The sequence below is a fragment of the Rhodoferax lithotrophicus genome (genome assembly GCF_019973615.1).
GTDB classification, from domain to species: domain Bacteria; phylum Pseudomonadota; class Gammaproteobacteria; order Burkholderiales; family Burkholderiaceae_C; genus Rhodoferax; species Rhodoferax lithotrophicus.
In genome coordinates this window covers 1,846,478-1,871,200 of the sequence record NZ_AP024238.1, presented here as the reverse complement: position 1 = coordinate 1,871,200, position 24,723 = coordinate 1,846,478, and the positions used below count along the sequence as shown (strand labels likewise).

The window sequence follows — 24,723 nt, the reverse complement described above, 5'->3', positions numbered from 1 at the left end:
AATTTCGAGGGTTAGTATCAGCACTGCTTACTAAACATTCGCACTATACCGTTTTAGACCGTTTATTCTAGGTAAGTTCAGATTATGTATCTGTTATAGGTTTTCACAGAATAACATCGTAGGCTAGTATTATTATTTTCCACCAAGATTGCACATCATGGACAACATTACCCTTATTTTTACTGGAATCGAGTTTGAACCAGATAAGGTGTTCAAATTTCTGCGCTTGAATAAAGTCAGGCAATCACTAAAGGCTGATCAAACCATCCTGTTTTCTCGTCCTGTAGGTAAGCATAAATCAGGTTGGATGTTTTCGATAAATATGAAAAAGGGAACAATTAAGTGCTCAGGTGGACCTACGACGACTTTTTTCGGTTTTAACGCCTGGGTGTCGCTCAACGAGTCGGTTCAGATGAAGGCCATTGTTGATATTCTGCACCAGAAACTCGCAGCAATTAAGGGTATTACTTTTCCAGAGCAACCAGACCCGACCGTGCATCGGGTTGAGGTTACGCACCTCTATCCATTTCGAGACCTTGCGGAAATTAACGATGCCGAGCTTGCCATCTATCAGAGTTTGGTCATTCGGTATCCGGGGCGTGTGCAGATTGCCGGGGCCACCTTTGAAATGCCGGGAGTTGTGCGTGTCGGCCATACCAAGAGCACGTCAACGCTGCGTCTATACCCGGAAGTGACCAAGTTTGCCAAGAAGCCAAAGCACGTTGACCAGGCCAAATGGGATGCCTTGGCCACTAAGCTTGAGAACTACATGCGGGTGGAAACCATGTACACCGCCACTCAACTCAAAAAGGATGAACTTCACCTTGCCTCTGGCTGGGCCAAACCGGCTGCCATCATGGGGCTGGTGGACAAACGAATGCATGAAGCTGGTTTGCGCGGGGTTCTACCGCAAGACCTCGACGCGCTCAAGGAACTGGTTACGCCAACACCAAGCACTGCGCCTCTGCGGGTTATCGACAACTGGATGAAGGGAAAGCCTATCAAGAGCAATGGCACTTGGACTAAAGCGCAAGAAAAGGCCAAGAAATGCGGGTTCGATTTGACACGTCCATTCAAGCAACAGGCGCTGCTTGCGCATCGCTTTGTAGACCGCTTTGATGCCGACAAGGTTTACAAGCTACCGTCAGAGCTGCGTAGCGACAAGGGCCTGTTCAATCGCTGGTGGGAAGGCGGCAAAGCGTAACCTGTGACGGGTGTGACGGGTGTGACGGCATTTACCTGCATCCACTCTTTGGCGGGCGTAATGGCTTTTGACCTGCCTCCGCTGCTGTGTGACGGATGTGACGGCTTTTGGCCTGCCTCTTTCTGATGGCTCTTGTTGGTGAAAGGTGTGGTCAACGTTACAGACGTGTCCGATGTGTGACGTGTGTGACGGCATTTACCCACCTCCACGTCATGCCAGTGTTGGAGCCTTTTCGTCGTACTTGACTGATTACCAGAGGTCGGCAAAAGAGGATCGTCGCCATGCGCCAAACTGATCCCAACTGGCACCATCCATGGGCTACTTTGAACGCCGACAGAGATGCATACCGATGCAACACGGCTTGTCAGGCCAGCTTACTTGGTCGCAATTTCATTGCTATACATTGGCTATACGCAGATCACTGGAGGTGAAATATGCAGAAATTAACACGCTGGGGCAATTCTGTTGGCATCCGAATCCCAGCTCAAGTGCTGGGGGCCGCCGGTTTGAAGTCGGGTGACCATGTTCATATCCGGCTCATGGACAGCGGCGATATTCGGGTGCGTCCTGTCAAAGGCAGGCAGCAAGCTGAATCGGAGGGTGCTAAAACGGTGGCAATGACCGAACCGTATGATTCAGAGCAATGGTGAAAGACCCCTGCAAGCAAGCCCTACAGGCTAGACAGCCGAAAAATCGAGGTGTTCTGGCTATCGACAATATATAGTTAGCATTAACTGGCTGCTATAAAAATATTAATAACAAAAATGCAGTCTCATAGATTATTTTCCTTTGAGATGAAAATAATAAAGAGGTTTGCCATTTACCTCCAGGTCTTCATGCCTTCAGGGTAATATTCTAGATATTCAACACCTGCAACGTTATATACATACATAAGACCAATGCAGGCAGTAAGAAGTTGATTCGCTTGCGCAGTGAAACCATATTTAACGGGAACCCTGACAGGTTTATGCAAGGGTCGGCGGTTTCCCTCCTTAAATAACCAAGCTAAGAATTCCTTTTTGTCAGATGCTAATTCGATGCATACATGCACCTCAAAATCGTAGGCATCCTGATGAATCTGATCAAAGGACACTGAGAACCAAAGTCCCTCTACTTCCACGTTTTTAACAATATCGCTGATTAGGTATAGTTCTTGTTTGTTGGCAAACGAGCGACGCAGTCTGCCTTCGTTCCAAGCATGTTCGGAATACAGATTTTCAAGTTCCTGCTTAGAAAAGCCCATCACAACTACCCCTTCTGCTCAAGTCTGCAAGGATAACCGGCCCGTCTGGAACGACGAACGAAAGCGGCAACTTACTAGCGTTATTATCTGGCGATGGACTTAAAAAAACGCCCCTTCCTCTTGGCCGAGATCGAGTCTCTCACATCTTCCCAGATGACCTGGATTCAGGCGTTTGTGCAGCAATTCAAGATGCCACATACGTTCACCAGAAACGTACAAAGTGATCTGGTGACTGAAACAGTGCTTGAGAACATAGGCGATCTACTCAGAATCCATCACGCAATGAGTAAGCGGTCTTTATCAAAGGCACCTTTTGAGTACGCCTTTGAGAAGGCACTTCAGCTTTCGGGTATGCCAGCCAGACTTGCGGATAGCTCAACAAACCCCGGTTATGACATGACTGTCGGACCAGTTCGTATTAGCCTGAAAACAGAAGCGGCAAGAAACACAAAAGAAAGTCATCTCCATGTTTCAAAATGGATGGAACTAGGGGCCGGCACTTGGGATCCGCCAAATGTTCAGTTGCCGAACTTTCTGCACCATATGGGTGGATATGATCGAATTCTGTCACTGCGCTGCTTGATGCAGACAGGTAGCAAATACTGGTATGAATTGGTCGAAATCCCGCACACTCTTATGCTGGAAGTAGCAACGGGTACGATGGAAAAAGCGCAAAAAACCAAGCAAGAAACTTCACCTTGGTACTGCCGAGTCCCGGACGGTCTTGGAGGTTACAAGTTTAGTCTGTACTTCGATGCTGGCAGCGAACGGAAGCTTCAGGTGAAAGGCCTGCAAAAGGCACATTGCGTGGTGCATGCCTCCTGGAGGTTTGAGTCTTTCCAGTTGACGCCAGAATCAGTCGCCGGGGACGAAGAGTAGAGCTTTACTTGCCTAGTAGCAGACGTTGCTGGGCAAGCTCTGCGTACTCCTCATTTAATTCGATGCCAGTGCATTGGCGATTAAGTTCATTGCAGACTACCCCTGTAGTCCCAGAACCAAAAAATGGGTCCAACACCCTGTCCCCTTTTTGCGAAGCTGCTTGGATACAAATCCGTACTAACTGCCGCGGGTATACCGCAAAGTGAGAACCGGGATAGGGCTCAGTATTAATATTCCAAACAGTGCGGCGATTCTTAGATTTTTGCTTAGGGTCTTGGGCCGGCTCTTTGACAGCTTCGTGGTCATAGTAATACTTCTCAGATTTCGAAAATAAAAAGACGTATTCATGTGACCGGGTTGGCCTATCTTTAACGCTTTCTGGTTGGCAGTTGGGTTTGTTCCAAATAATATCAGTACGAAGAAACCATCCATCCTCCTGAAGAGCGAAGGCTATTTTCCATGGTACTCCAATGAGGTCTTTTGGCTTGAGTCCTTTGGGAGTCGGTGCCCTGTAAGACATGCCTCTGCCTTTATTCTTCGCATCATCATCACGCCAAGTTCTTCCACCAGACGTATAGCTATCGCCGATGTTCAGCCAGAACGTTCCATCATCGGAAAGTACCCGACGGACTTCACGGAAGACCGAAACAAGATCGCGAATGTAATCTTGTATATCCATTTCAGCGCCGATCTGACCTTCGATTCCATAGTCTCGAAGTCCCCAATAAGGTGGACTGGTAACGCAAGTCTGAAAAAGACTATCAGGAAAACCCTGCAAGACCTTGCGCACATCACCCACGATGATTTCAGCTTGATTGCGGGGGATATCCTTAGTTGCCGGTCTAGGCGCTTGTTCTTCATCGAAAAGTTGCAAGATTTGTCCCATAGGGCTCCTATCTTATTGGTTGTCAGGAAAGTTGCTCACGAACTTTGACTGAGTTTGTTAATTTTTTTGAACCCTGATTGACCAAGGAACACTACAACAGCGACGGAATCTGCCTCTTCTGCACGGGTCTTGTGTAGCAAAAAACCATTTCGAGACTTCGATGGCCAGTCTGCCCCATGATGGCACTGGTTTGCAGGCCGATTGTCGCCGCCTCCGTCACGAACCCTGCGCGGAGCGAGTGCCCAGACACCATCTTCGCCGCCTCAAGGCCTTTGGAGCCTGCCACCGCCGACTTCACGATCAAGGCCACGGACTGCGGTGTCAGCGCCAGATCACTTGTTACAGTGTCATGCCGATTGACAGGCCGAAACAATGGGCCGGAGCCAATGCCTGCCAACTCAAGCCACCGCTGCAAGGCCTTGACCGGACAGCGTTCTTCAGACTTGGCCAGCGGAATAAACACCGTTCTGCCTTCACCCTCTTGATCAGTCTTGGATCGTCGTATCAGCACCTCAAGTCCGTGGGCATGGGGCGTGATGTCCGCCATGGTCAGTGCCACCAGTTCAGACCGCCGGAATGCGCCAGCAAAGCCCATCAACAGAATGGCCTTGTCACGGGCTGCCTTCAGGGGTTTTTGCTTGTTGACCATCACAAGCAGTTCGAGCAAATCGTCTTTGACCAACGCACGGACACGCCTTTGCGCCACGCCAAAGGTACGCCGGATGCCCTGCATGGTGCGCTTGACCAGTCGGTCTTTGACCGGACTATCGAAACCCTTCTCGGTATGGGCTTGGTGGATCGCGATCAGTCTATGCTGCAAGGTGGCCACAGACAGCACCCCGGCAAACTTTGCCAGATATTCGGCAACCACTTCGGGCGAGGCCGGTATCTTTGCAAAAGTTCTGAAGTGCCGGACATCTTGAGAATAGCTGCGCTTGGTAGAGTCCGACTGTGCCGCCTGGGTGTAGCTGTTGACCAGCTTGGATGATTTGGGTTTCGGGGTCTTTGTCTTATCGGTGGGATTGTTCATGTTGTTCACCATGGGGTATGCCGTGTCCGGCGAGTGGACACGTGTTTTGAGCGATCAGAGCCGCTACCGGCTGCACTGACACGCAAGCGGTATTGATAGCGCCTCCTGCTGGCTGCCACCGCCTTCAGTTGGCAACCTTACGGACATCCATCAGGCTGGTAATCGGCATTTTCAAACCGGCAACGCTGGGCCAACACCATAGCGCCTGCTGCCAGCGCACCAAGCTCTGCCAACAGGTGGCCAAGTGCCTCCAGCGCGTCGGAGCCAATCGTTCCATCAGCCACTACGGGCGACGAATGTGCCAGCAACTCCCCTATGGAGCTGATGCCGTTATGCAGGACATTCATGGTCGTTTCTGCGGAACTGCCAATGACGGCCAGAACCTTTGGATCAGCCGCTTGATAGTCCACTTGGAGGTCACCAGTCATGGGCAGTCTGGGCAACCAAGTCAACAAGTCCTGCATGGGTCGGTGGGCTTCTGCTCTGGTGTTCATTGCCGTTCTCCAGGCAGCAACATGCGGGTTCTGATTCGGTTCAGACCGGCATCGTTGAATAACTCCGTCACGACTTCAACCGGGCCTAATTCCGTGTCGTAACTTGTCACTATTGGGCAGCATTCCGGCAAGGGCTGTTGAAGCACCTTCTGGCCAAGCAGGTCAATGGCATCACCTTCACTCATCTTGTGCCACCCAAGTAAAAACGAGGGTTGCAGGTTGAGTCGCGCAAGCATCGCCTGTGCAGCAGGTGACACCACGGTCTGGCCAAGGCTTGAACTGGGTTCATCCGTGAGGACACGTACAGCAACGTCATCTATGGGCATGGCTTCGTTGTTGGTGTTCAAGGACACACCCTTGTTTGCTGGGTTGGGCATATCAGTACTCCTTGGGCAGCATAAAACAGGTGCTGGCACGGGTCACGCCGTCTTCACCAGTGGCTTCGGTAATTACCCAGAGCTTTTGGAAGGGGGTGATGTGACCGCCAGAGGTGTCTAGCGGCGCATTGGTCATCAAGGCCAGTGAAGACCAGCTATTTGAGGTGCAGCAGGCCATGCTGACCTGCTATGGTGCGGATTACTTGGCTTTACGGGCGGCCGCGATGTCTGGCCGCATCGTGACAGCCACATATGCAAGCGGTGTCACCATCTTCAGATGCCGAAAATCAGCCGTAATCCTTTGGTGCTCCGGGAGCCAATTGGCGGGGTCGAGGACGTAATTGAAAGCGGGCTGATCGTTTTCGCCACGTACATGAACCCAGACTACGGAACGGCCAAACTCCATCTGATCATTCCAGTCCACCGTGAGGATGGCCAAATCTGCGAGTGCCGCGATGGAATCGGCTTCTTTTTCTTCGCTGCCGACAAGGTTCCACTGGAAAAGCAGTTTGGACACCATATCGGGGTATACCCAAGCTGGGCCATTTCGCGGCAGGCCAAACCGGAAGGCTTGTTCTTTAATGTCGGCGAGGGTCTGATGTGTGACCATAGCGATGCAGGCCAAGGTGTCATCAATGCGTTCTTCAGCCAAGATATGCCGATAGGGGACTTTGTAAGTTGCTGGGATTTGTACCGGCTCTTTGATCGTTGCCATGCTGTGCTCCTGTTTCAGTTAAGGACTAAAGTGAAAGCGTCATGCAGCGAACACGCCAGGGGTTGAACTTGGTCCCAGAGTGAAAAGTAAAGAAAAAGGGATTCTGCTTGCGAGAATTGAGTGAAAACTCAACTCGCTACTGTCATGGGCGCTGCTTACGCCGTGGTGCCAAGCCAAGTTTTCGGCTGGTGCGCTATTGTAATAGGAGCAACGTGAGGGGAATGAAGCTAAATGACTTTGCCAAAATCGCCCCTCCGGATATGGGCTTTGTTTGTGCAAATGGATTTTTGGCTAGAAAGACCGCCAATGAAAATCGCCATCGTCCAAGAGAGTCAAGCAGATTTCGCCGCTCTTGTTCGCATCAGAACCGTGTTGGGCACAACGCGAAGGCACAAAAGAAAAAAGCCGTAACGACACCGCTACGGCTTTTTTGATATTTGCTTTGCTATTTGAAGAATGTTAAAATACTAAATTCTCTTAACAATCAACCACTTACAGAGCTATCCTGGCGGAAACGGAGGGATTCGAACCCTCGATGAGGCTCTACACCCCATACTCCCTTAGCAGGGGAGCACCTTCGGCCACTCGGTCACGTTTCCTGAAATTCAGAGCCGCGATTATGGCACGACTTCGGGCCATTTTTCAGTTTAATGGCTGATCAAGACCAAAAGCTTTATGAAGTGCCTTGACGGCAAGCTCCATGTATTTCTCATCAATCACCACCGAGGTTTTGATTTCGCTGGTGGAGATCATCTGGATGTTGATACCTTCTTCACTGAGTACGCGGAACATGGTGCTGGCTACACCCACGTGGCTGCGCATGCCGATGCCGACGATGGACACCTTGCAAATCTTGGTGTCACCCACCGCTTCTTGTGCACCCAGCTTGGGCACCACGGTGTTTTTCAACAACTCCATGGTTTTGGCATAGTCACCGTGGTTGACGGTGAAGCTGAAGTCGGTCTTGCCGTCTTTGCTGATGTTCTGGATGATCATGTCAACCTCGACATTGGCATCGGCCACAGCGCCCAGAATCTGGTAAGCAATACCGGGCTTGTCGGGCACGCCTAACACCGAAATTTTGGTCTCGTCGCGGGTGAATGCGATGCCTGAAACGATGGCTTGCTCCATGTTTTCGTCTTCCTCAAAAGTGATCAGGGTGCCAGATGTGGCTTCTTCATTGATGTCGATGTCCCACGGCGTGAAACTGGAAAGCACACGCAGTTTGACCTTGTATTTGCCTGCAAATTCCACCGAGCGGATTTGCAGCACTTTGGAGCCCATGGAGGCCATCTCCAGCATTTCTTCAAAACTGACGGTCTGCAAACGACGTGCAGCCGGCACCACACGCGGATCAGTGGTGTACACGCCATCCACATCGGTGTAGATCAGGCATTCATCGGCCTTCATGGCCGCCGCTACAGCCACCGCCGAGGTGTCCGAGCCACCACGCCCCAGGGTGGTGATGTTGCCAATATCGTCCAGCCCCTGGAAACCCGTGACGATGACCACACGGCCCGCTTCCAGATCAGCACGCACTTTCTGGTCGTCAATCGACTCGATACGTGCCTTGGTATAGGCACTGTTGGTGCGAATCGGCACTTGCCAGCCCGCATAGCTGACAGACTCAATGCCTTGTGCCTGCAAGGCAATGGCCAGCAAGGCACTGGAGGCTTGCTCACCTGTGGCGGCCAACATGTCAAGCTCGCGGTAATAGGCATCAGACTGGATCGACGGAGCCAACTCTTTGGCCAAGGCCAGCAAGCGATTGGTTTCGCCGCTCATGGCGCTGGGCACCACCACCATCTGGTGACCGGCACGCGCCCACTTGGCCACGCGTTTGGCCACATTGCTGATGCGCTCGGTAGAGCCCATCGAGGTGCCGCCGTATTTATGAACAATCAAGGACATGAATGGGTTTTTGAAGGGTTAAAAAGGTCAGGGATTGTACCAATCCAGGGCTTTCCCGCGTCTGACACAAAAGCCTTGGCCCACCTTCAGATACAGTTGATGCCCACGGGTGCGACAAGCTTCGATTTGCGCCATCAATTCATCCAGCTGAGCCGCCGTGGGAGTGACCTGATGCACACGGAGCAACCAATGGCGCAAGACATTGGCACGCCGGGGCCGGCTGAAAGCCTGTAACGCCGTCAAAAGTGGTGGCACACCCACACGCGCCAGGTCTTCGACAGCCACTTCGTCCAACACTTCTTGCGCCTGTGCGGCATGGCGGCTGCTGCGGGCAAAGGTATCGCGAAATTGCGGAAAACAACCTTGTAATGCGGGCAACAGACGGGCACGGATGCGGTTACGGGTAAAACGCTCATCGACATTGCTGGGGTCTTCAATGAATGAGGCACCTTGCGCTTGTAACCAGACCAGGATGTCGGCACGGCTCACCTGCAACAGCGGGCGGCAATAGGTCAAGCCGCCGCGTTGCCACTGTGGGGCCATGGCACTGATGCCGGGCAAACCCGCGCCCCGGCTCAAGGCCAGCAACAAGGTCTCAATCTGGTCGTCCGCATGCTGCGCTATTGCTATTGTTTGAATAGCTTCTTGCGCTTGCTCAATAAGCGTCAGAGCCTCAAAAGCCTTATAACGTGCATGCCGGGCTGCGGCCTCCGGGCTTTGCCCTGGGGCATGGCGCGCATCCACTTTCTGCACCACCAGCGGCACTTGTAGGCTACGGCAAAAGTCCTGGCAATGGCGCTCGAAATCGTCCCCGGCGGCCTGCAAACCGTGGTGCACATGCACCGCCCTGACCTGTCCGGGCCATTTGCGCGCGCAAGCCAACAGCAAAGCGGTGGAATCCACACCACCGCTGTAGGCCACGGCCAGGGGCAACGCAGGAGAAAAAGCGGCAACAGCCTGCTCAAACGAGCGTGTCATACGCTCTCACAGCGACTTCCAGCCTATTTCCCAGTGGTTTTGGTGTCTGTGAAACGACCATAACTCTGCAACCGGGCAAAGCGTCGATCGAGCAATTCGCTGGTTTTCAGGTCACTGACCTGGCGGAAGGCATCGGTCAAGGCGCGTTTCAGGAACGCCGCCATTTGTTTCGGGTCACGGTGCGCCCCACCCACGGGTTCGTTGACGATTTTGTCGATCACGCCCAAGGCCTTCAGGCGGTGGGCGGTGATGCCCAGCGCATCCGCCGCGTCCTGGGCTTTTTCGGCGGTTTTCCACAAAATCGAGGCACAGCCCTCCGGGCTGATCACCGAGTAGATGGAGTATTGCAGCATCAGCAACTGGTCACCCACCGAAATCGCCAGTGCGCCGCCGGAGCCGCCTTCACCAATGATGGTGGTGATGATCGGCACTTCGAGCTGCGCCATCTCAAAAATATTGCGGCCAATGGCCTCGGACTGGCCACGCTCTTCGGCATCAATGCCAGGGTAGGCACCGGGGGTGTCGACAAAGGTGAACACCGGCAGCTTGAATTTCTCAGCGGTTTTCATCAAGCGCAAGGCTTTGCGGTAGCCCTCGGGTTTGCTCATGCCAAAGTTGCGGGTGGCGCGCTCGCGGGTGTCGCGGCCTTTTTGCTGACCAATCACCATGCAGGGCGTGCCGTTGAAACGTGCCAGGCCACCCACAATGCTCAGGTCATCGGCAAAGTGGCGGTCGCCATGCAGCTCGACAAAATGGGTGAACAACTCGTTCACATAGTCCATAGTGTAGGGGCGCTCGGCATGGCGGGCGATCTTGGTGATTTGCCACGGAGTCAAATCGCTGTAGATGTCTTTGGTGAGTTGCTGGCTCTTTTTGGCCAACTGGTTGATTTCTGCCGAAATGTCCACCGCCGATTCGGTCTGTACATAACGCAGCTCTTCTATTTTGTTTTCCAGCTCGGCAATAGGGGTCTCGAAATCCAGAAAGGTCTTTTTAGCCATACGGGCTCCGTTTTATCAATTGAAGACAAAGCAGGTGCACCATGGGCTACCTGGGTTTGTCCTGCACAGTTTCAGATGATCAATACTCAACCGGCACCGGGTCCAGCGAGCGCCAAATATACCAAGTTGCCACGGTGCGGTACGGTGCCCAGGCTTGCGCCACCTCGCGCGCATCACTGCGGCTGACCACATCGCCAGAAAAATAGCCTTTGCTGATGCCGTTGATCAGGCCCACATCGTCCAGTGGCAACACGTTGGGACGCATCAGGTGAAAGATCAAAAACATCTCGGCGGTCCAGCGGCCAATACCCCGGATGGCCACCAGTTCGGCAATGATGGCATCGTCATCCATGCTGCTCCAGGCATCGGCATGTAACGCGCCATTGTCAAAATGTAATGCCAAGTCAACCAGATATTCAACCTTGCGCACGCTCAAACCTGCCGCCCGCATGTCGTCAATTTTCAGTTTGAGTACGTTGGCGGGGGTCAATTGCTCGGGCAATTGGGTAAAACGATCCCATACGGTTTGCGCTGCCTTGACCGAAATCTGCTGCCCCACCACGCTACGCGCCAAGGTGGCAAACGCATCACCCCGGCTTTGCAGGCAAGCCGAACCAAATTGCGGGATCAGCCGCTTCATGACGCGGTCTTTCCTCATCAGGTGCTTGCAAGCCTCGGCCCAATACGCTGGGGCCGAGGCATCAAAAACTATTGTTTTAATAGCTGACTGCGCTTTATTCATAAGCCCTACATGCATAAAACATCATGAATATATTCATCCAACAGGTACACAGATTCACTTAGCCGCTTCCCAAGTGGTGCCACTGGCTGCGTCTTTCAGCACAATGCCAAGTGCCAGTAACTCCTGGCGAATGCGATCAGCTTCGGCGAAGTTTTTGGCCGCTTTGGCGGCAGCGCGCTCGGCAATACGCCCGGCAATGGCCTCTTCGCTCAAGACCGCACCAGACTGCAAATACGCTTTGGGATCATCTTGCAACAGCCCCAAACTGCCGCCCAAGGCTTTGAGCAAACCCGCCAAATAGCCAGATCGACTGCGATTGACCTCACCAGCCAACTCAAACAGCACAGCGACCGCTTCCGGCGTGCCAAAGTCTTCATCCATGGCCGCCTTAAAACGTGCGGCATAAGGATCTGCCCAGTCAATCTGCACGTCTTGTGGTGCGACCAAATCCAGTGTGGTGTAGAGCCGTTTGAGCGACTGGCGTGCATCTTCCAGATGCACATCGCTGTAATTTAAAGCGCTGCGGTAGTGCGCCCGGACAATAAAAAAGCGCAGCGTCTGGGCATCAAACTTGCCCAGAATTTCACGGATCGTGAAGAAATTGCCCAGACTTTTGGACATTTTTTCGTTGTCGCGCGTCACAAACCCGTTGTGCATCCAGAATTGCGCCAGAGGCTGGTTATGAGCCCCTTCACTTTGGGCAATTTCATTCTCGTGGTGGGGAAATTGCAGATCCGCCCCGCCGCCGTGAATATCCACGGTGTACCCCAGCAAGTCGCCACACATGGCCGAGCATTCAATGTGCCAACCCGGGCGGCCCGGGCCATACGCACTGTCCCATTTGGCATCCTCTGGTTCGCTGGGTTTGGCCGATTTCCACAGCACAAAGTCCAGCGGGTCGGTTTTGCCGTCCACCACTGCCACGCGCTCACCGGCACGTAATTCGTCAAGGGATTTGCCACTGAGCTTGCCGTAGCCGGGAAACTTGCGCACGGCAAAGTTCACATCCCCATCCCCGCCCTGATAAGCCAGCCCTTTGTCTTGCAACTGTCCAATGAGTCTGAGCATGGACGGCACGTAATCGGTGGCACGTGGCTCATGAGTAGGTCGCAAAATGCCCAGGGCATCAGCATCCTGGTGCAAGGCCTCAACCATGCGGTCGGTCAGGGCACGAATGGTTTCACCGTTTTCAAGGGCACGTTTGATGATCTTGTCATCAATGTCTGTGACGTTGCGCACATGGGTCACACGCAGGCCGCTGACCTCCAGCCAGCGGCGCACCACATCAAAGGCCATCATGGAACGCGCATGGCCCAAGTGGCACAAGTCATAAACGGTCATGCCGCAAACATACATGCGCACATGGCCATCCTGAAGCGGGATAAAGGGTTGCAAGTCACGGCTGAGCGTGTTGAATATGCGCAAACTCATGGGTCAATCAAAACAGGTTCTTTGGGGGAAATACAGCGCAGCTGGTAGGGTGATGCCCCCTGGCCGGAAGCCACCGATGGACTCCCACAGGGCCGTAAAAAATGCCCTCTCAGCTACAATATGCGTCAGTATAAAGCCCTGCCTCAACCTGCCGTCTGGTCGGTTATGTTCTCTCTTTCACCGCACCCCACCATGAAGCTCAACCGTTCTGTTCTTTTCAAAACCTTGCGTTTGCTCACGCTGGCGGGTGCCTGTGCAACCCAGTTCGCCTATGCAGACGAATACACCGATGTCAGTCAACTGGTACGTGCCAACAAGTTTGCCGAGGCCCTGACACTGGTGGATGGCCACCTGGCCACCAAGCCGGCGGACCCGCAGATGCGTTTTCTCAAAGGGGTGATCCAGCGTAATCTGAACAAAACGCCTGAAGCCATCACCACGTTCACCAAACTCACTGAAGATTACCCCGAGTTGCCCGAGCCATACAACAACCTGGCCGTGCTTTATGCCAGCCAAGGCCAGTACGACAAGGCCCGGGTGGCGCTTGAAATGGCCATTCGCACCAATCCAAGCTATTCAACCGCACATGAAAACATTGGGGACGTGTATGCCCGTCTGGCCAGCCAGGCCTACAACAAGGCACTCCAACTCGACAGTGCCAACATGGCGGTGCCGCCCAAACTGGCCCTGATTCGTGAGGTATTCAAACCCAACTTGGCCAATGCACGCCCCGGGCAAGGCAACACCGTGGTCACGGCAACCTCTGCACCCGTCACCCCGGCTCCCAGCGTAAAACCGAATGCAGCCCTTACGCCAACAGCCACACTGCCCGCACCCGCACCTGCGGCCGCCCCTGTCAAGCCAGTCGTCACACCGTCACCCACACCGCCGACCTCCAAACCTGCACCCGCGGATACGGATCAAGCCAAACCAGTTGAGGCGGCAATCACCAACTGGGCGCAAGCTTGGTCCAACAAGGATATGGGCGCTTATTTCGCAGCCTACAGCTCAGACTTCGATACCCCCGGAAAACAATCTCGTAGCGCCTGGGAAAAAGACCGCACGGATCGCATCACGGGCAAATCCCACATCGCTGTCAAGCTCACAGAACTTAATGTCAAGGTCACTGGTGATGAGGCCGTTGCGCGGTTTCGCCAAGCTTACAAAGCGGATTCATTGTCTGTCTCAAGCCGGAAAACCTTGCACCTGAAAAAACACGGTAGCAAGTGGCTGATTACCCGGGAATCCACCGGCAATTGATCATCATTCGCTGGCCTGAATGCTCGCAGTCAGCGGTGTTGACTGCTGGCTTTTTTATTCCGCACGCATGACTCGTTATACCAAGGCATTTCTGACCCTTTGGCTTGTGGCACTGTATCTTTCAACCGGTGCGGGAAGTGCTTGGGCCAAACCTTCCAAAGTAGCCAAAAAACACAGTAAACCAGCACCGGTCCCTGTGGTCAAGGCCCCCAAAGACGGCTTGGCCGAAGCCCGGCTGATTGAGATTTACCGTCTCATTGGCAAATCAGACAGCCGCACAGCGCTTCAGAAATCGGAGCAACTGGTGCATGACTTCCCCAACTTTGCACTCGCCCATCTGGTGTATGGTGACCTGCTCTCGGCACGTACCCGGCCTTTGACAAAGTTTGGAGATGTGCCTGCCAGTCAGCTCAAAAATGGCACTGAGGTTCTTAACGAACTCAAAGACGAATCACAACTGCGGCTCAAAGCATTGCGTGAGCGCCCCCCTTCGGGCAGTGTCCCCGCAGAATTTCTGCAAATGTCAGCCTACAACAAACACGCCATTGCCATTGATGCAGCCAAGTCAAGGCTATACCTGTTTGAAAACCAGAGCCATGGTTTATCCCTGGTAGCTGACTACTACATCTCAGTGGGCAAACTGGGCATTGAGAAAAAAATTGAAGGGGATCAACGCACACCATTGGGGGTGTATTTCATCACCAGCCAACTCGACCCCAAAAGCCTGAAAGATTATTACGGCTCAGGGGCCTTACCCATCAACTACCCCAATGTGCTGGATCTCAAACGCGGCAAAACCGGTGGCGGTATCTGGTTACATGGCACACCACCCGATCAGTTTTCACGCCCCCCATTGGCCAGCGATGGCTGCGTGGTGTTAGCCAATCCTGACCTGGAACGCCTGCTGCGCACGGTAGAAATTCGCTCCACACCAGTGCTGATCTCGCGCAATTTGAAATGGGTGCCGCCACAAAGCCTGCAACCCCGCAGCCATGAGTTCACCACCCAACTGAATGCCTGGCTACAAGCCAAATCCAGTGGCAACATGAACACCCTGAGCCAGTTTTACGCCCCAGACTTCAACAACGGCAAGACGCTGGCCGACTGGTTACCCAAATTACGCTCGGAAGTGGCGGCCATGCAAGGCCGTGAATGGGCCATCAAAGACCTCTCCCTGCTGCATTGGGTTGATGCCAACGAGACCATGGTGGTGACGTTTGGTGAAGTGGCCACCGGCCAACGCACCGGAACCACCAAGCGCCAGTACTGGAGTCGTCAAAACAAGCAGTGGAAAATCATTTACGAAGGGATCATTGGATGAATTTCAAGCAATTTAGCCGTGTAGTGCTTACCACACTTGCGGGAGTAGCTATTTTTTCAATAGCGAATATAGCCTCTGCAGAAAACACGCCCCATGTCAAGCTAGCGACCAGTGCAGGCGATATTCTGCTGGAGCTCTACCCTGACAAAGCCCCCAAGACCGTTGAAAACTTCCTGCAATACGTCAAGGACAAGCACTACAACGGCACCATCTTTCACCGCGTGATTGGCAACTTCATGATCCAGGGCGGCGGTTTTGATGCCCGCTATGTGGAAAAACCCACCCGTGCGCCCGTGGTGCACGAAGGCCGCCAGTCCGTGGAAAAAGGGCTGCACAACGTGGTAGGCACACTCGCCATGGCGCGCACGTCAGACCCACAATCGGCAACCGCCCAGTTTTTCATCAATGTGAAAGACAACGCTTTTCTCGACCCGGTGCTGATTCCGCCGGGTGACCCGGTGCCCAGGTTTGAGTACCAAGGCCGCATCTACGAAAATACCCCACGCGCCCAGCTGGTCAATGCATCACAATTGTTTGGTTACACCGTTTTTGGCAAAGTCATCGCCGGCATGGATGTGATCGACAAGATCAAAGCCACCCCCACCGGGGCCGGCGGCCCCTTCCCGACCGATGTTCCCCAAACACCCATTTTTATCAACTCTGCAACCCTGGTGAAATAAATCATGAGCAATCCCCAAGTCGAACTCCACGTCAAAAACTATGGTGTCATCACCCTTGAGCTGGATGCCGCCAAAGCCCCCAAGTGCGCCGCCAACTTCCTGGCCTACGTGAACAAAGGCCATTACGACAACACCATTTTTCACCGGGTGATTCCGGGCTTCATGGTGCAAGGCGGCGGCATGGAGCCTGGCATGAAACAAAAATCATGTGATGCGCCGATTGAAAACGAAGCCAACAACGGGTTGAAAAATCTGAACTACACCGTGGCCATGGCCCGCACCGGCGACCCGCATTCAGCCACGGCGCAGTTCTTCATCAACGTGGCCGACAACGGCTTCCTGAACCACACCGCGCCCAGCCAGCAAGGCTGGGGCTATGCCGTATTTGGCAAGGTGGTGTCGGGCACCGAAGTGGTTGACAAAATCAAGGCGGTCAAAACCGGTCGCAAGGGTTACCACGACGATGTCCCCCTGGAAGATGTGGTGATTGAAAAAGCCGTTGCGCTGTAAATCCAGTCCTGGCCTCACCGCTCAACAGCACACTGTCCATGCGATGTCGTGGTGGTGTGCTTTTTTTATGCCCGAACTGAATGGATATGCTCTCTGAAAAAACTGCAATGGGTGAGAACAACGCGCCCATCCGTGCCCCCACTGACTGGCGTACCGTCGACTTCATTTCTGACCTTCACCTGCAAATCAGCCAAACTGCCACGTTGGCAGCCTGGCAGCACTACATAGCACACACGCCAGCAGATGCTTTGTTTATCCTGGGGGATTTGTTTGAAGTCTGGGTGGGTGATGACATCACCCACACACCCACCACTGCGGACGGTGCTTTTGCCTTGCACTGTCAACACCTTCTGCAAGCCACCACCCAACGTCTTCCGGTGTACTTCATTCATGGGAATCGCGATTTTTTGCTGGGTGAAGCTTTTGCACAAAACTGCGGCATGACCTTGCTGGGCGACCCTTCGGTACTTGAGTTTGACGGCCAGCGCTGGCTGCTGTCACATGGTGACGCACTGTGTCTGGCTGATGTGGATTACCAGAAATTTCGCCAGCTCGTGCGCAGCAAAACCTGGCAAACCGAGTTTCTGGCCAAACCCCTGAGCGAGCGCCAAGCTATCGCCCAAAGCCTGCGTGAGCAAAGCCAATTGCTTAAAGCGACGGGGGCCAGTTATGCAGATGCCGACACCAGCATGACCCGGCAATGGCTCCAAACCACTCAAACCACAACCCTGATCCACGGCCATACCCACCACCCCGCGGATCACAGCTTGGGCCACTCCCCCACCGGCACCGCCTTGCACCGCCTGGTCTTAAGTGATTGGGATGCCCATGCCATCCCACCACGACTCGAAGTTTTGCGACTATCCCGAGGTGACAAACCCAAGCGTTTGAACATCGACCAAGCCACCCACCCTTGAATGACTGACGGCGAGTCAGGCTTGGCTGCAAGCACGTGGCCCACTACGGTTGCTCCAAAATCCCTCTCACCCGGGCAGGTGAGAGGCCTGGCAAAGTGGGGAGATACCTGGGATTTAAGGCTTCAACAGCACTTTCAGCACATTCTGCACCCGCCGCACTTGAGCAGCATCAAACGGTGAAGCCAGCACGGTCGCGGTATCCTGGGTCCAGGTTTGCGCCGGAGCAGGATCATTGCGTTTGGTCAGCAATTGCAATTGCAACATACGCCGTGCACTCAGATGCTCGGCGGGTGTCGGCACTTCGGCAGCCATTTCCAGACGCAACAATGACGTTGCGGCATCACCAGAAGCAGGTTGTGACACCGCCTTGACCCAGGCCCCACGCACCGCCGGGCTGACCCGGTTACCCAACTCCTGGGTGCTGGGCACTTGCTCGGCATCGCGTTTTTCCCAGGCAGTCAACAGCTGTGTCAGGGCTTCGCCATGGGCTTGGGCGGCTAGCTTGCGCAAGGCAAACTGGGCTTGCTCCAGCGCCTCACGCTGGGCACGGAAAGCGGCATCACCCAGGCGCGGCGCATCGGCGCGCTCACCATAGGCCGGGCGCTCGAAACGATTGCCACGTGGACCACCACGGTCATCAGAACGACCAGGGCCACGAGTGTCGCGTGCACCATCACGACCGGCAGGTCGACCACCATCCTTGCGATCACCAAACTTGCCAGCGCGCCCCGGAGCCACAGGCTCTTCTTTTTTCATGCCTGGACGGTCATCACCCCGCATGGCCACCACACGTTTGGGAACGGGTGCAGGTTTGACGACATCGGCCGCCACCGCTACGCTGTCTGAATCGCCCACAGATTCTGCTGCCACGTCGGAGTTATCCGCTGCTGCTTCATTTTTTGTAGCTTCTTGCGCTTTATTTTCCAGAGTTTGAGCCGGATTTTCTTCAGCAGAACCTGCAGCTTCCACGTCCGCCTGTGCTTGACGTTGACCACTCAACGCCGCATCCAACGCAGCCATGGCCGCACGAATGGCTTGGGCATCACCCGAGGCATTGGCCGCTTGCAGAGCTTTGGAGGCATCCAGCACCATGCGATCACGCTCACCCAAAGCACTTTGCGCTTTTTCACGCTCAGCTGTTTTACGGTTAAAGGCTTCATCAATCGGTTTACGGAAGGCATCCCACAGTTTTTGCTCATGGCGACGGTCAATCGGCACGCGGTGCGCTTCGGCCTGCCAGCGTTGTTGCAAGGCCTTGACGGCATCAATGCGCAAAGCAGCCTCAGCACCCAGAGCCTTGGCCTCGTCAATCATGGCGTGACGAGTTTGCAGACTGAGCTTTTGCAAGGCCTCCAGAGGGGCTGCTGCATGGTCAATCGCAGATTTCCACAAGGGCTGCAATTCAGCGAACATTTTTTCACCCACATGGCCGGACTCGCGCCAACGGTCACCAAACTGATGCAACACACGGTTAAAGCCTTTCCAGTCATCGTCCAGCGCCACCCGGTTGGCTTCAGCCCAGGCTTTAACTTCTTCAATCAGCGCCAGACGCTGGGCACGGTGCTCGGCCGATTCGGCCTTGACCTTTTCCAGCCAGGCTTCAACCACTTTATGGGCTTCGTTGCAGGCATCGTCAAAGCGCTTCCACAGCCCATGGTTGGCCGCGCCACCTTGATCGGTGGTTTTCCATTGTTCACGCAACTGGCGCAAGGTGTCTTGCATCTTGCGCCCGCCGATAGTCTGGCCTTCGGGGCGGTTGAGCAGGCCTTCGGCTTTGGCCAATAATTCTTCACGCAATTGGTCGGCACGCCAGCGTTGCCAGCCTTCCAGTTCACCAGCAGCCACCAAGGCCGCATGGGCCTGGGCTTCGAGCTTGTCATCGATCAGGCGCGCGTTGTCTTTCAGTGCCTGACGCAGCGCATTGGCCACCCCCACACTGGATTTGCCATGGCCCTGAGCCATTTCCTGTTCTAATTTTGAGAGCACCTCACGCACAGCGCTGGTGGCTTTGGCGCGAATTTCAGGGTCAACCTTGGGCTTGGCGGGAGTCACCGGGGCTTCCAGCGGAATGCCACGAGCGACGCGAATTTCATCAGCCCAGACCGGCACTTTGGGCAGGGGGGCCGCAGCATCTTCGGCGGCGGCCACGGTGAACTTCAACGCCTCGGTAAAGGCTTCCCACACCAGCAACAGCTGGGCTTGGGAGTCTTGCAATTGGGTGGCAAAACGCACATCCACGCTCGGCCAGTTGGCATCACCCAGTAGATCCTGCGCTTCAGTTTGCCAATGGGCCACGTCCGCCGTCAAGGTTTCCTGGGCTGTCTGCGCGTCCATCCAGGGTTTGGTGGACAGCACTTCAATACGCTGGGCCAGCAACACCGCGGCCTCACGTTGCACTTGCACACGGTGCTGCAGGTCCTCAATGGCGCGCACCCGCTCCACCAGTTGGGCCTTCAGGCCGGTCAGCGGTTCTTTGCTCAGCGGTGCGCCCGCTTTGGCGGCATCACGCTGCCAGGCCAGGGCATCGGCCAGATTCAGTTTGGACAAGGCCAGCAGCGCATGCGCCTTGTCGGCCCATTCCAGCGCAATGGTGGCCTGGGTTTTGCTGCGCTTGATGTCATCGAGTTTTTCACGCACCAGCTTGGCCGCGCCTTTGTCTTTGACACTGAGTTCTTTGAACACCTGTTGCAACTGCTCACTGCTGGGGCTGCTGGCAAGCCATTCGCGGATACACGCCATACGCTCGCCCGAGGTATGGGCTGAAAACGCGCCATGAGTGAGCGCATCCAGCGGGTGAGCTTCATGGCTTTTGGCGGTGACGGCAGGTGCGTCAGGAGTGGGGACTGCTTTGCTGGAATTGGAAAAAGAGAACATCGACATCGCGCACTGAATAGAGAAAGTGCCCGCTGCAGTGCAACGGGAATAAATGCGTATTTTCGCCGGGTTTTGGGAGTTACCTGAAAAAACAATCGCAGATATACCCAGTGTCCCCTCCGACACGCCTGCGCGCCCAAGGCTGACTCAGAAAAAACAGCGCCTTCGGGCGCGTCAGATCAGGCCAGCCCCACCCTTTGCCGCTCTTATTGGGTGGCCAGACTGAGTTCGGCGCGTGGTCGCCATTTTGCTTCGGGTGGTACCGCTTTGGCGGCTCCCAAAAAAAGCCGATCCAGGGGCAGCTTCAGGCTGGCCAGATAGTCGCGCACCGTCACGCCACGTTGAACGGCCAGCTCTTGCATGGCGGCTTCGGATACTCCGAGATTGGCCAGCAGCAAGGCTTGCATCTCTGGCTCTGGTAAATCTTTGACCATACCGATCAGGTTGCGCGGCTTGGGAAAGTTGGCTCTCTTGTAGACAGCTTTGAGCAGTGCCGGGTACTCCTGAGCTGACACGGTGTCCACCTGCGCACCATCTGGCGCTGCGCGGCGCTTTTCGGCCTGCACCAAAGCTTGCAGTTGCTCGTGCTTGAAGGCATCCCGTTCAACATCCAAACTGGCCGTGCCGACTACCGTCATTTTCAGGCCTGGGCGGTCTTTCAAGGCTTGGGCTACTTTATTGAGCCCGGCCTTGGCCTCAGAGCTGAGGACCGCAGAACCTGGCGCAAAGCTGACCATACTGAGCTCATCACCCCCCCCACCGAAGGCATTCGCCAGCAGTGAAAACGGTGCAGTGATGGCTTTGACCACCAGATTGACAATCAGCTTGAACACAATGGGTGCCAGCCGGAACTGCGGGTCGTTCAACGACCCACTGACCGGCAGGTTGATATCAATCACACCATAACGGTCTGCCAGCAACGCCACCGCAAGTTTGACTGGCAGGCTGTTGGGGGCTCCGGGCACCTCATCACCAAATTTAAGCTGATTCAGCACCAGTTGGTTGTCCGCTGTGAGTTGCCCATCAGGCTGCACCTTGTAGGCCACATCCATGCTGAGCTTGCCGCGCTCAATGCCATAACCCGCGTAGTGCACCGAGTAAGTGGACAACGGTGCCAGTTCCAGATCCCGCACATGACCCGCGATATCCAGTGCCACCGGCTGCGCCAAAGGATTGACTTTGCCCAAAATTTCCAGGCTGGCCGTGCCCTCAGCACGGCCACGCAACTCCAGATCAGCCAGTTGCATCTGACCATTGGGTTCAACCGACGAGAACGCGCTGAGTTTGCCAGCCAGTTCTGAGAGTCGGGCCGAATAATTGGGCTTGATAAATCGGTCGGTGAAATCAACCCGCCCGCCAGTCAGACTGACGGGGCCGAAATGGATGACTGCGGCAGGGCTTTTTTGTGAATCATTTTGACTTGTAGAGCTTGATTCCACTGCATGAGCAGCTATTGTTTTTGATATTTCTTCGGTGTGGTCTGGCGTTTTGCTGTCACGCCTGATCGGAGTACTGCCAAGTGTTGTGCTGGTTGTGGCGGCATTCGCTGGCTTGGGACTGCTTCTGGCGAACACATCTTGCAGGTTCAGGTGACCGGTTTCGTCCAATGTCAGCTTGGCATAAAAATCATTCAGACTGGTTTGCGCCACATCCACGCGCGTGGATTGCCCTGGGGTCAGCGCAATGTCGAGCCCGGTCAGGCTTAGATCTTTCCAGCTCAAAATTTCTTCCGCTGGCTTGAAGGGCGTAGCTTGGCCCAGCGTGTCAACACGCAAGTCTTCCAGGTGCGTGTCGCCGCGCACTTTGACCCCCATGCCCGAGGCCTGTTGAGTCAACTCAAGATGGCCCTTGAAACTGGCATCGGCACGCAGCAAATCCATCTGAAGTTCCATCGGTATGTAGGGCTGCAACGCATGCAGCGGCAAACGTTTGACATCCAGTTCAGCGTTTAACTTCAACGGATTGATGACAACCGAGCCACGTCCAGCCAGACTGCCAGGGTCGGTGTGTCCGTGATGGATGTGTCCAGCAATGCTCCAAGCCACAGGTTTGCTGGACTGGGAGTTGAAGTTTTTAGCCTGCAAGGCCATATCCGTGACTTCAAAAGCCACCGGTTTTGATACCCCCACATCGCTGTAGCTGAGATCACCCTGGTTCAAACTCATTTCTTGGATAACCACTTGCCAGGGCTGGGGGGCTGGTGGCTGCGGCCGAGTTTCCGGCTGAACCTGGCTGGGCTGTATCCACCAGTCTTGAAACATCCAGCGCCCATCTGCTGAGCGTGCCACCTTGGCTTTGGGTTGTGTCACTTGCATTCGTCCCAGCGTGGCGGTGCGTTTGGGGAAATCCAGCACCACCTGCTCCAGTTGCAATTTGCGAGCACCCACCAACACTGCATGGCGATCAACCTTTGGCCCCTTTCGGAGCGCAGAGGTCAATTCAAGTTTGTCCAAGGCCAGTCGGGGTATCTGAACAGTCAGCTGCATCGGTTCATCAGGCGAGCGTGCTGCGCGCCAACTCAGTCCGGCTTCCAGTTGAAGTACACCCTGAAGTTTGGGCACCAACACATCTGCTATGTAGGGTGCAACCAGAGACAACGGCACATCCGTGAGTTGGGTTTGAAGTTCGGCCGATTGATCCGTGGCGGCCCCATTAAAGGACATGCTCGCCGTCTCCAGGCGTGCACTGCCATCCAATGCGATAGGCTGCTTGATGGGCCATTGCACCGCATGGGCGACCAGGTTCAGGTCTTGCACGTTCAGGCGTGCTGGTTGTGCTGCGCTGTCATCAGCCCAGTGCACTTGCCCGCCTTTTAGATTCACTTGCGTGATGGCCACCGTCCAGGCCGGTGTTTTTTGATCATTTTGGCCTTTTGTGCTTTTATTCACAGCCTTAGTAGCTTCTTTTTCAGGAGCACTTTGAGGTGTTTTTTGACTTGTCAGCAACGTCTGCCAATTCAGCGCCCCTTGGCCATTACGCTGCACGTGTAACCGGGGATTGAGCCAATCAATCTGCCCAAGTTGAATCCGTCGTTCCAATGGCCGTACATCGCTCAGTTGCACACGCAAATCATCAAAGGCCAGTAAATCTTGCGCCGATACATTTTTAGTCTCGGCACTGGGGGCCGTCAATTTGACCTGACTGGCGGACACCCAACCACTCAATACCACTGAAGGTTTCGGAACCTGCTCAAACGCCAGTTTGACATCGGCGTTGAGGACTGCCGAGCTTAATTGCAAGGGCAATGTGGGCGGCAAATAGGCCAAATAAGGGGTCAGATCAAACGCCTTCAGGCGGAAATGGGCCTCGGTTTTGCGGTTGTCCGCAAAAGGGGTGCCTTCTGCATCGGAATCGAAGGGACTTCCATTGAGTTCAAAAGCCAAATGGGGATGCACCAGCACGTGCCGTTGAGAATTCAAGCTGCTTAAAAACGGCAATTTCAGAGTCAGATTTGTCAACTTGTGCGTCTTGCTCTCTGGCGCATCAACCAGTGTCACCTCACCTTGTGTCAATGACAAGTTGTAAAGTGCAAACCCTAGCGGCGATGCCGCGGACGTGTCGGCAGGCTGATTCAACCGCGCCAGGACATCATCCACATCGTAATGTCCGCCACCCAGGTGTTTGAGTTGCAGCCAAGGCTGCTCTAACTGAAGTGCCTCAGCCACAGGTGCCAGTTTGAATAGGGACTGCATCTCCAAATCTATATAAAGGCGTTTGATGCGGAACTGTGGCGAGGCATCTGTGGCATGGGCAATGGCGAAATCTTCCAGCGTGAGTTCCAATGACCAAGGTTTGAAGTCCACACGTCCAACACTGACCTGCCGCCCCAATTGCTCTGACAAACGTGATTGAACCTGGTTTTTCAATACCATGGGCAAGGCCAGCCATGACACTGCCCACACGATGAGGATGCTCACCACCACCATCCCGAAGCGGCGTATCAGTCTGAATGAGTTCAATTGATCGAATTTCATGCCCGGAATTTTCAACCATTCAACTTGAATTTAAGGAAGAAAAGCCGCAAGAAAAATAAATCATTGCATCATTTGATGCATAACAAGTTACTTTGTTATGGTTGACTTGGTATATTCAACCCACATAGAATCCGCCAGTCCTTGACACCATCAGGGATAACCCGAAGCCCGCTGCCAACCCGGCAACATCAAATCTCTGCACTTACTGGAGAAAACTCAAGCAGGATATTGATAGCGTAACAACCCAAGCGAAATCTCGCTGAGTCGCATGCTACGCATGATGCCCACCAAGATTC

General features: G+C 54.4%; 23 protein-coding genes and 1 tRNA gene. 9 read left to right on the top strand and 15 right to left on the bottom strand.

The features are described from left to right. Positions 1-157: 157 nt before the first annotated feature. Both LDN84_RS08650 and LDN84_RS08645 read left to right on the top strand, forming a co-directional pair. The gene (locus LDN84_RS08650) at positions 158-1,204 is read left to right on the top strand and encodes a hypothetical protein (RefSeq protein WP_223911225.1); all 1,047 of its coding nucleotides are present in this window, start codon (positions 158-160) and stop codon (positions 1,202-1,204) included. Between the two features lie 434 nt (positions 1,205-1,638). After that, on the top strand, positions 1,639-1,854 hold the full coding sequence (locus tag LDN84_RS08645; protein ID WP_223911222.1) for an AbrB/MazE/SpoVT family DNA-binding domain-containing protein: 216 nt from the start codon (positions 1,639-1,641) through the stop codon (positions 1,852-1,854). A 170-nt stretch (positions 1,855-2,024) separates the two neighbouring features. Here LDN84_RS08645 and LDN84_RS08640 read toward each other — a convergent pair whose 3' ends face one another. After that, entirely contained in the window at positions 2,025-2,447 is a 423-nt protein-coding gene (locus LDN84_RS08640; RefSeq protein WP_223911219.1) for a hypothetical protein, read from the bottom strand. A gap of 93 nt (positions 2,448-2,540) precedes the next feature. On the opposite strand from LDN84_RS08640, the gene LDN84_RS08635 reads away from it, so the two are divergent. Then, entirely contained in the window at positions 2,541-3,326 is a 786-nt protein-coding gene (locus LDN84_RS08635) for a hypothetical protein (protein ID WP_223911216.1), read from the top strand. 4 nt (positions 3,327-3,330) lie between these two features. Here LDN84_RS08635 and LDN84_RS08630 read toward each other — a convergent pair whose 3' ends face one another. The 6 genes from LDN84_RS08630 to LDN84_RS08605 all read right to left on the bottom strand — a co-directional run bounded on the left by LDN84_RS08630 (position 3,331) and on the right by LDN84_RS08605 (position 6,828). Next, positions 3,331-4,212: a DNA-methyltransferase gene (locus tag LDN84_RS08630; RefSeq protein WP_223911213.1), complete on the bottom strand. Its 882-nt coding sequence runs from the start codon at positions 4,210-4,212 to the stop codon at positions 3,331-3,333. Between the two features lie 91 nt (positions 4,213-4,303). Further along, entirely contained in the window at positions 4,304-5,242 is a 939-nt protein-coding gene (locus LDN84_RS08625; RefSeq protein WP_223911211.1) for a site-specific integrase, read from the bottom strand. A 137-nt stretch (positions 5,243-5,379) separates the two neighbouring features. Next, positions 5,380-5,736 (bottom strand): hypothetical protein, encoded by a 357-nt coding sequence (locus tag LDN84_RS08620; RefSeq protein WP_223911209.1) that lies wholly within the window; start codon positions 5,734-5,736, stop codon positions 5,380-5,382. Continuing rightward, entirely contained in the window at positions 5,733-6,113 is a 381-nt protein-coding gene (locus LDN84_RS08615) for a hypothetical protein (protein WP_223911207.1), read from the bottom strand. The genes LDN84_RS08620 and LDN84_RS08615 overlap by 4 nt, the downstream gene beginning before the upstream one ends. 1 nt (position 6,114) lies before the next feature. Next, on the bottom strand, positions 6,115-6,291 hold the full coding sequence (locus tag LDN84_RS08610; RefSeq protein WP_223911203.1) for a hypothetical protein: 177 nt from the start codon (positions 6,289-6,291) through the stop codon (positions 6,115-6,117). 21 nt (positions 6,292-6,312) lie between these two features. Further along, positions 6,313-6,828 (bottom strand): hypothetical protein, encoded by a 516-nt coding sequence (locus LDN84_RS08605; RefSeq protein ID WP_223911200.1) that lies wholly within the window; start codon positions 6,826-6,828, stop codon positions 6,313-6,315. A gap of 221 nt (positions 6,829-7,049) precedes the next feature. On the opposite strand from LDN84_RS08605, the gene LDN84_RS08600 reads away from it, so the two are divergent. Further along, positions 7,050-7,262, top strand: coding sequence for a hypothetical protein (locus LDN84_RS08600; RefSeq protein ID WP_223911198.1), 213 nt, complete (start codon positions 7,050-7,052; stop codon positions 7,260-7,262). A gap of 72 nt (positions 7,263-7,334) precedes the next feature. Here the strand turns inward: LDN84_RS08600 and LDN84_RS08595 are convergent. From LDN84_RS08595 to cysS, 6 genes are all read right to left on the bottom strand, one after another. After that, positions 7,335-7,427, bottom strand: a tRNA-Ser gene (locus LDN84_RS08595). A 43-nt stretch (positions 7,428-7,470) separates the two neighbouring features. Continuing rightward, positions 7,471-8,739, bottom strand: a complete 1,269-nt coding sequence (locus LDN84_RS08590) for an aspartate kinase (protein WP_223911196.1) — start codon at positions 8,737-8,739, stop codon at positions 7,471-7,473. A gap of 27 nt (positions 8,740-8,766) precedes the next feature. Next, positions 8,767-9,717, bottom strand: a complete 951-nt coding sequence (gene tilS / locus LDN84_RS08585; protein WP_223911194.1) for a tRNA lysidine(34) synthetase TilS — start codon at positions 9,715-9,717, stop codon at positions 8,767-8,769. Positions 9,718-9,740: 23 nt separating this feature from the next. Further along, on the bottom strand, positions 9,741-10,718 hold the full coding sequence (locus tag LDN84_RS08580) for an acetyl-CoA carboxylase carboxyltransferase subunit alpha (RefSeq protein ID WP_223911191.1): 978 nt from the start codon (positions 10,716-10,718) through the stop codon (positions 9,741-9,743). 79 nt (positions 10,719-10,797) lie between these two features. Next, positions 10,798-11,460: a DNA-3-methyladenine glycosylase family protein gene (locus LDN84_RS08575; RefSeq protein WP_223911188.1), complete on the bottom strand. Its 663-nt coding sequence runs from the start codon at positions 11,458-11,460 to the stop codon at positions 10,798-10,800. A gap of 54 nt (positions 11,461-11,514) precedes the next feature. Then, positions 11,515-12,891 (bottom strand): cysteine--tRNA ligase, encoded by a 1,377-nt coding sequence (cysS, locus tag LDN84_RS08570; RefSeq protein WP_223911185.1) that lies wholly within the window; start codon positions 12,889-12,891, stop codon positions 11,515-11,517. 192 nt (positions 12,892-13,083) lie between these two features. Between cysS and LDN84_RS08565 the strand changes: the two genes are divergently transcribed. From LDN84_RS08565 to LDN84_RS08545, 5 genes are all read left to right on the top strand, one after another. Then, positions 13,084-14,151 carry a L,D-transpeptidase Cds6 family protein gene (locus LDN84_RS08565; protein ID WP_223911183.1) on the top strand — a complete coding sequence of 356 codons (1,068 nt, stop codon included), beginning with the start codon at positions 13,084-13,086 and terminating at the stop codon, positions 14,149-14,151. A gap of 67 nt (positions 14,152-14,218) precedes the next feature. Further along, positions 14,219-15,472: a L,D-transpeptidase family protein gene (locus tag LDN84_RS08560; RefSeq protein ID WP_223911181.1), complete on the top strand. Its 1,254-nt coding sequence runs from the start codon at positions 14,219-14,221 to the stop codon at positions 15,470-15,472. Continuing rightward, complete coding sequence (locus tag LDN84_RS08555) at positions 15,469-16,152, top strand: peptidylprolyl isomerase (protein WP_223911171.1); 684 nt, start codon at positions 15,469-15,471, stop codon at positions 16,150-16,152. Before LDN84_RS08560 ends, LDN84_RS08555 begins: the two co-directional genes overlap by 4 nt. Before the next feature lie 3 nt (positions 16,153-16,155). Beyond that, positions 16,156-16,662 (top strand): peptidylprolyl isomerase, encoded by a 507-nt coding sequence (locus LDN84_RS08550; protein WP_223911168.1) that lies wholly within the window; start codon positions 16,156-16,158, stop codon positions 16,660-16,662. Between the two features lie 80 nt (positions 16,663-16,742). Next, on the top strand, positions 16,743-17,579 hold the full coding sequence (locus LDN84_RS08545) for a UDP-2,3-diacylglucosamine diphosphatase (protein WP_435405925.1): 837 nt from the start codon (positions 16,743-16,745) through the stop codon (positions 17,577-17,579). A gap of 114 nt (positions 17,580-17,693) precedes the next feature. Here LDN84_RS08545 and LDN84_RS08540 read toward each other — a convergent pair whose 3' ends face one another. Together LDN84_RS08540 and LDN84_RS08535 are read right to left on the bottom strand one after the other, a co-directional pair. Next, the gene (locus tag LDN84_RS08540; protein WP_223912858.1) at positions 17,694-20,453 is read right to left on the bottom strand and encodes a DUF349 domain-containing protein; all 2,760 of its coding nucleotides are present in this window, start codon (positions 20,451-20,453) and stop codon (positions 17,694-17,696) included. A 206-nt stretch (positions 20,454-20,659) separates the two neighbouring features. After that, complete coding sequence (locus LDN84_RS08535; protein ID WP_223911165.1) at positions 20,660-24,427, bottom strand: DUF748 domain-containing protein; 3,768 nt, start codon at positions 24,425-24,427, stop codon at positions 20,660-20,662. Positions 24,428-24,723: the final 296 nt, after the last annotated feature.

Excerpts from the sequence above, each read along its gene's own strand:
- LDN84_RS08640 (WP_223911219.1), bottom strand. The coding sequence starts at position 2,447 with ATGGGCTTTTCTAAGCAGGAACTTGAAAATCTGTATTCCGAACATGCT.
- LDN84_RS08580 (WP_223911191.1), bottom strand. The coding sequence starts at position 10,718 with ATGGCTAAAAAGACCTTTCTGGATTTCGAGACCCCTATTGCCGAGCTG.
- LDN84_RS08535 (WP_223911165.1), bottom strand. The coding sequence starts at position 24,427 with ATGAAATTCGATCAATTGAACTCATTCAGACTGATACGCCGCTTCGGG.
- LDN84_RS08610 (WP_223911203.1), bottom strand. The coding sequence starts at position 6,291 with ATGGCCTGCTGCACCTCAAATAGCTGGTCTTCACTGGCCTTGATGACC.
- LDN84_RS08565 (WP_223911183.1), top strand. The coding sequence starts at position 13,084 with ATGAAGCTCAACCGTTCTGTTCTTTTCAAAACCTTGCGTTTGCTCACG.
- LDN84_RS08560 (WP_223911181.1), top strand. The coding sequence starts at position 14,219 with ATGACTCGTTATACCAAGGCATTTCTGACCCTTTGGCTTGTGGCACTG.
- tilS (WP_223911194.1), bottom strand. The coding sequence starts at position 9,717 with ATGACACGCTCGTTTGAGCAGGCTGTTGCCGCTTTTTCTCCTGCGTTG.
- cysS (WP_223911185.1), bottom strand. The coding sequence starts at position 12,891 with ATGAGTTTGCGCATATTCAACACGCTCAGCCGTGACTTGCAACCCTTT.
- LDN84_RS08600 (WP_223911198.1), top strand. The coding sequence starts at position 7,050 with ATGAAGCTAAATGACTTTGCCAAAATCGCCCCTCCGGATATGGGCTTT.
- LDN84_RS08575 (WP_223911188.1), bottom strand. The coding sequence starts at position 11,460 with ATGAATAAAGCGCAGTCAGCTATTAAAACAATAGTTTTTGATGCCTCG.
- LDN84_RS08635 (WP_223911216.1), top strand. The coding sequence starts at position 2,541 with ATGGACTTAAAAAAACGCCCCTTCCTCTTGGCCGAGATCGAGTCTCTC.
- LDN84_RS08550 (WP_223911168.1), top strand. The coding sequence starts at position 16,156 with ATGAGCAATCCCCAAGTCGAACTCCACGTCAAAAACTATGGTGTCATC.
- LDN84_RS08650 (WP_223911225.1), top strand. The coding sequence starts at position 158 with ATGGACAACATTACCCTTATTTTTACTGGAATCGAGTTTGAACCAGAT.
- LDN84_RS08590 (WP_223911196.1), bottom strand. The coding sequence starts at position 8,739 with ATGTCCTTGATTGTTCATAAATACGGCGGCACCTCGATGGGCTCTACC.
- LDN84_RS08630 (WP_223911213.1), bottom strand. The coding sequence starts at position 4,212 with ATGGGACAAATCTTGCAACTTTTCGATGAAGAACAAGCGCCTAGACCG.
- LDN84_RS08555 (WP_223911171.1), top strand. The coding sequence starts at position 15,469 with ATGAATTTCAAGCAATTTAGCCGTGTAGTGCTTACCACACTTGCGGGA.
- LDN84_RS08540 (WP_223912858.1), bottom strand. The coding sequence starts at position 20,453 with ATGTTCTCTTTTTCCAATTCCAGCAAAGCAGTCCCCACTCCTGACGCA.
- LDN84_RS08545 (WP_435405925.1), top strand. The coding sequence starts at position 16,743 with ATGGATATGCTCTCTGAAAAAACTGCAATGGGTGAGAACAACGCGCCC.
- LDN84_RS08645 (WP_223911222.1), top strand. The coding sequence starts at position 1,639 with ATGCAGAAATTAACACGCTGGGGCAATTCTGTTGGCATCCGAATCCCA.
- LDN84_RS08620 (WP_223911209.1), bottom strand. The coding sequence starts at position 5,736 with ATGAACACCAGAGCAGAAGCCCACCGACCCATGCAGGACTTGTTGACT.
- LDN84_RS08605 (WP_223911200.1), bottom strand. The coding sequence starts at position 6,828 with ATGGCAACGATCAAAGAGCCGGTACAAATCCCAGCAACTTACAAAGTC.
- LDN84_RS08625 (WP_223911211.1), bottom strand. The coding sequence starts at position 5,242 with ATGAACAATCCCACCGATAAGACAAAGACCCCGAAACCCAAATCATCC.
- LDN84_RS08615 (WP_223911207.1), bottom strand. The coding sequence starts at position 6,113 with ATGCCCAACCCAGCAAACAAGGGTGTGTCCTTGAACACCAACAACGAA.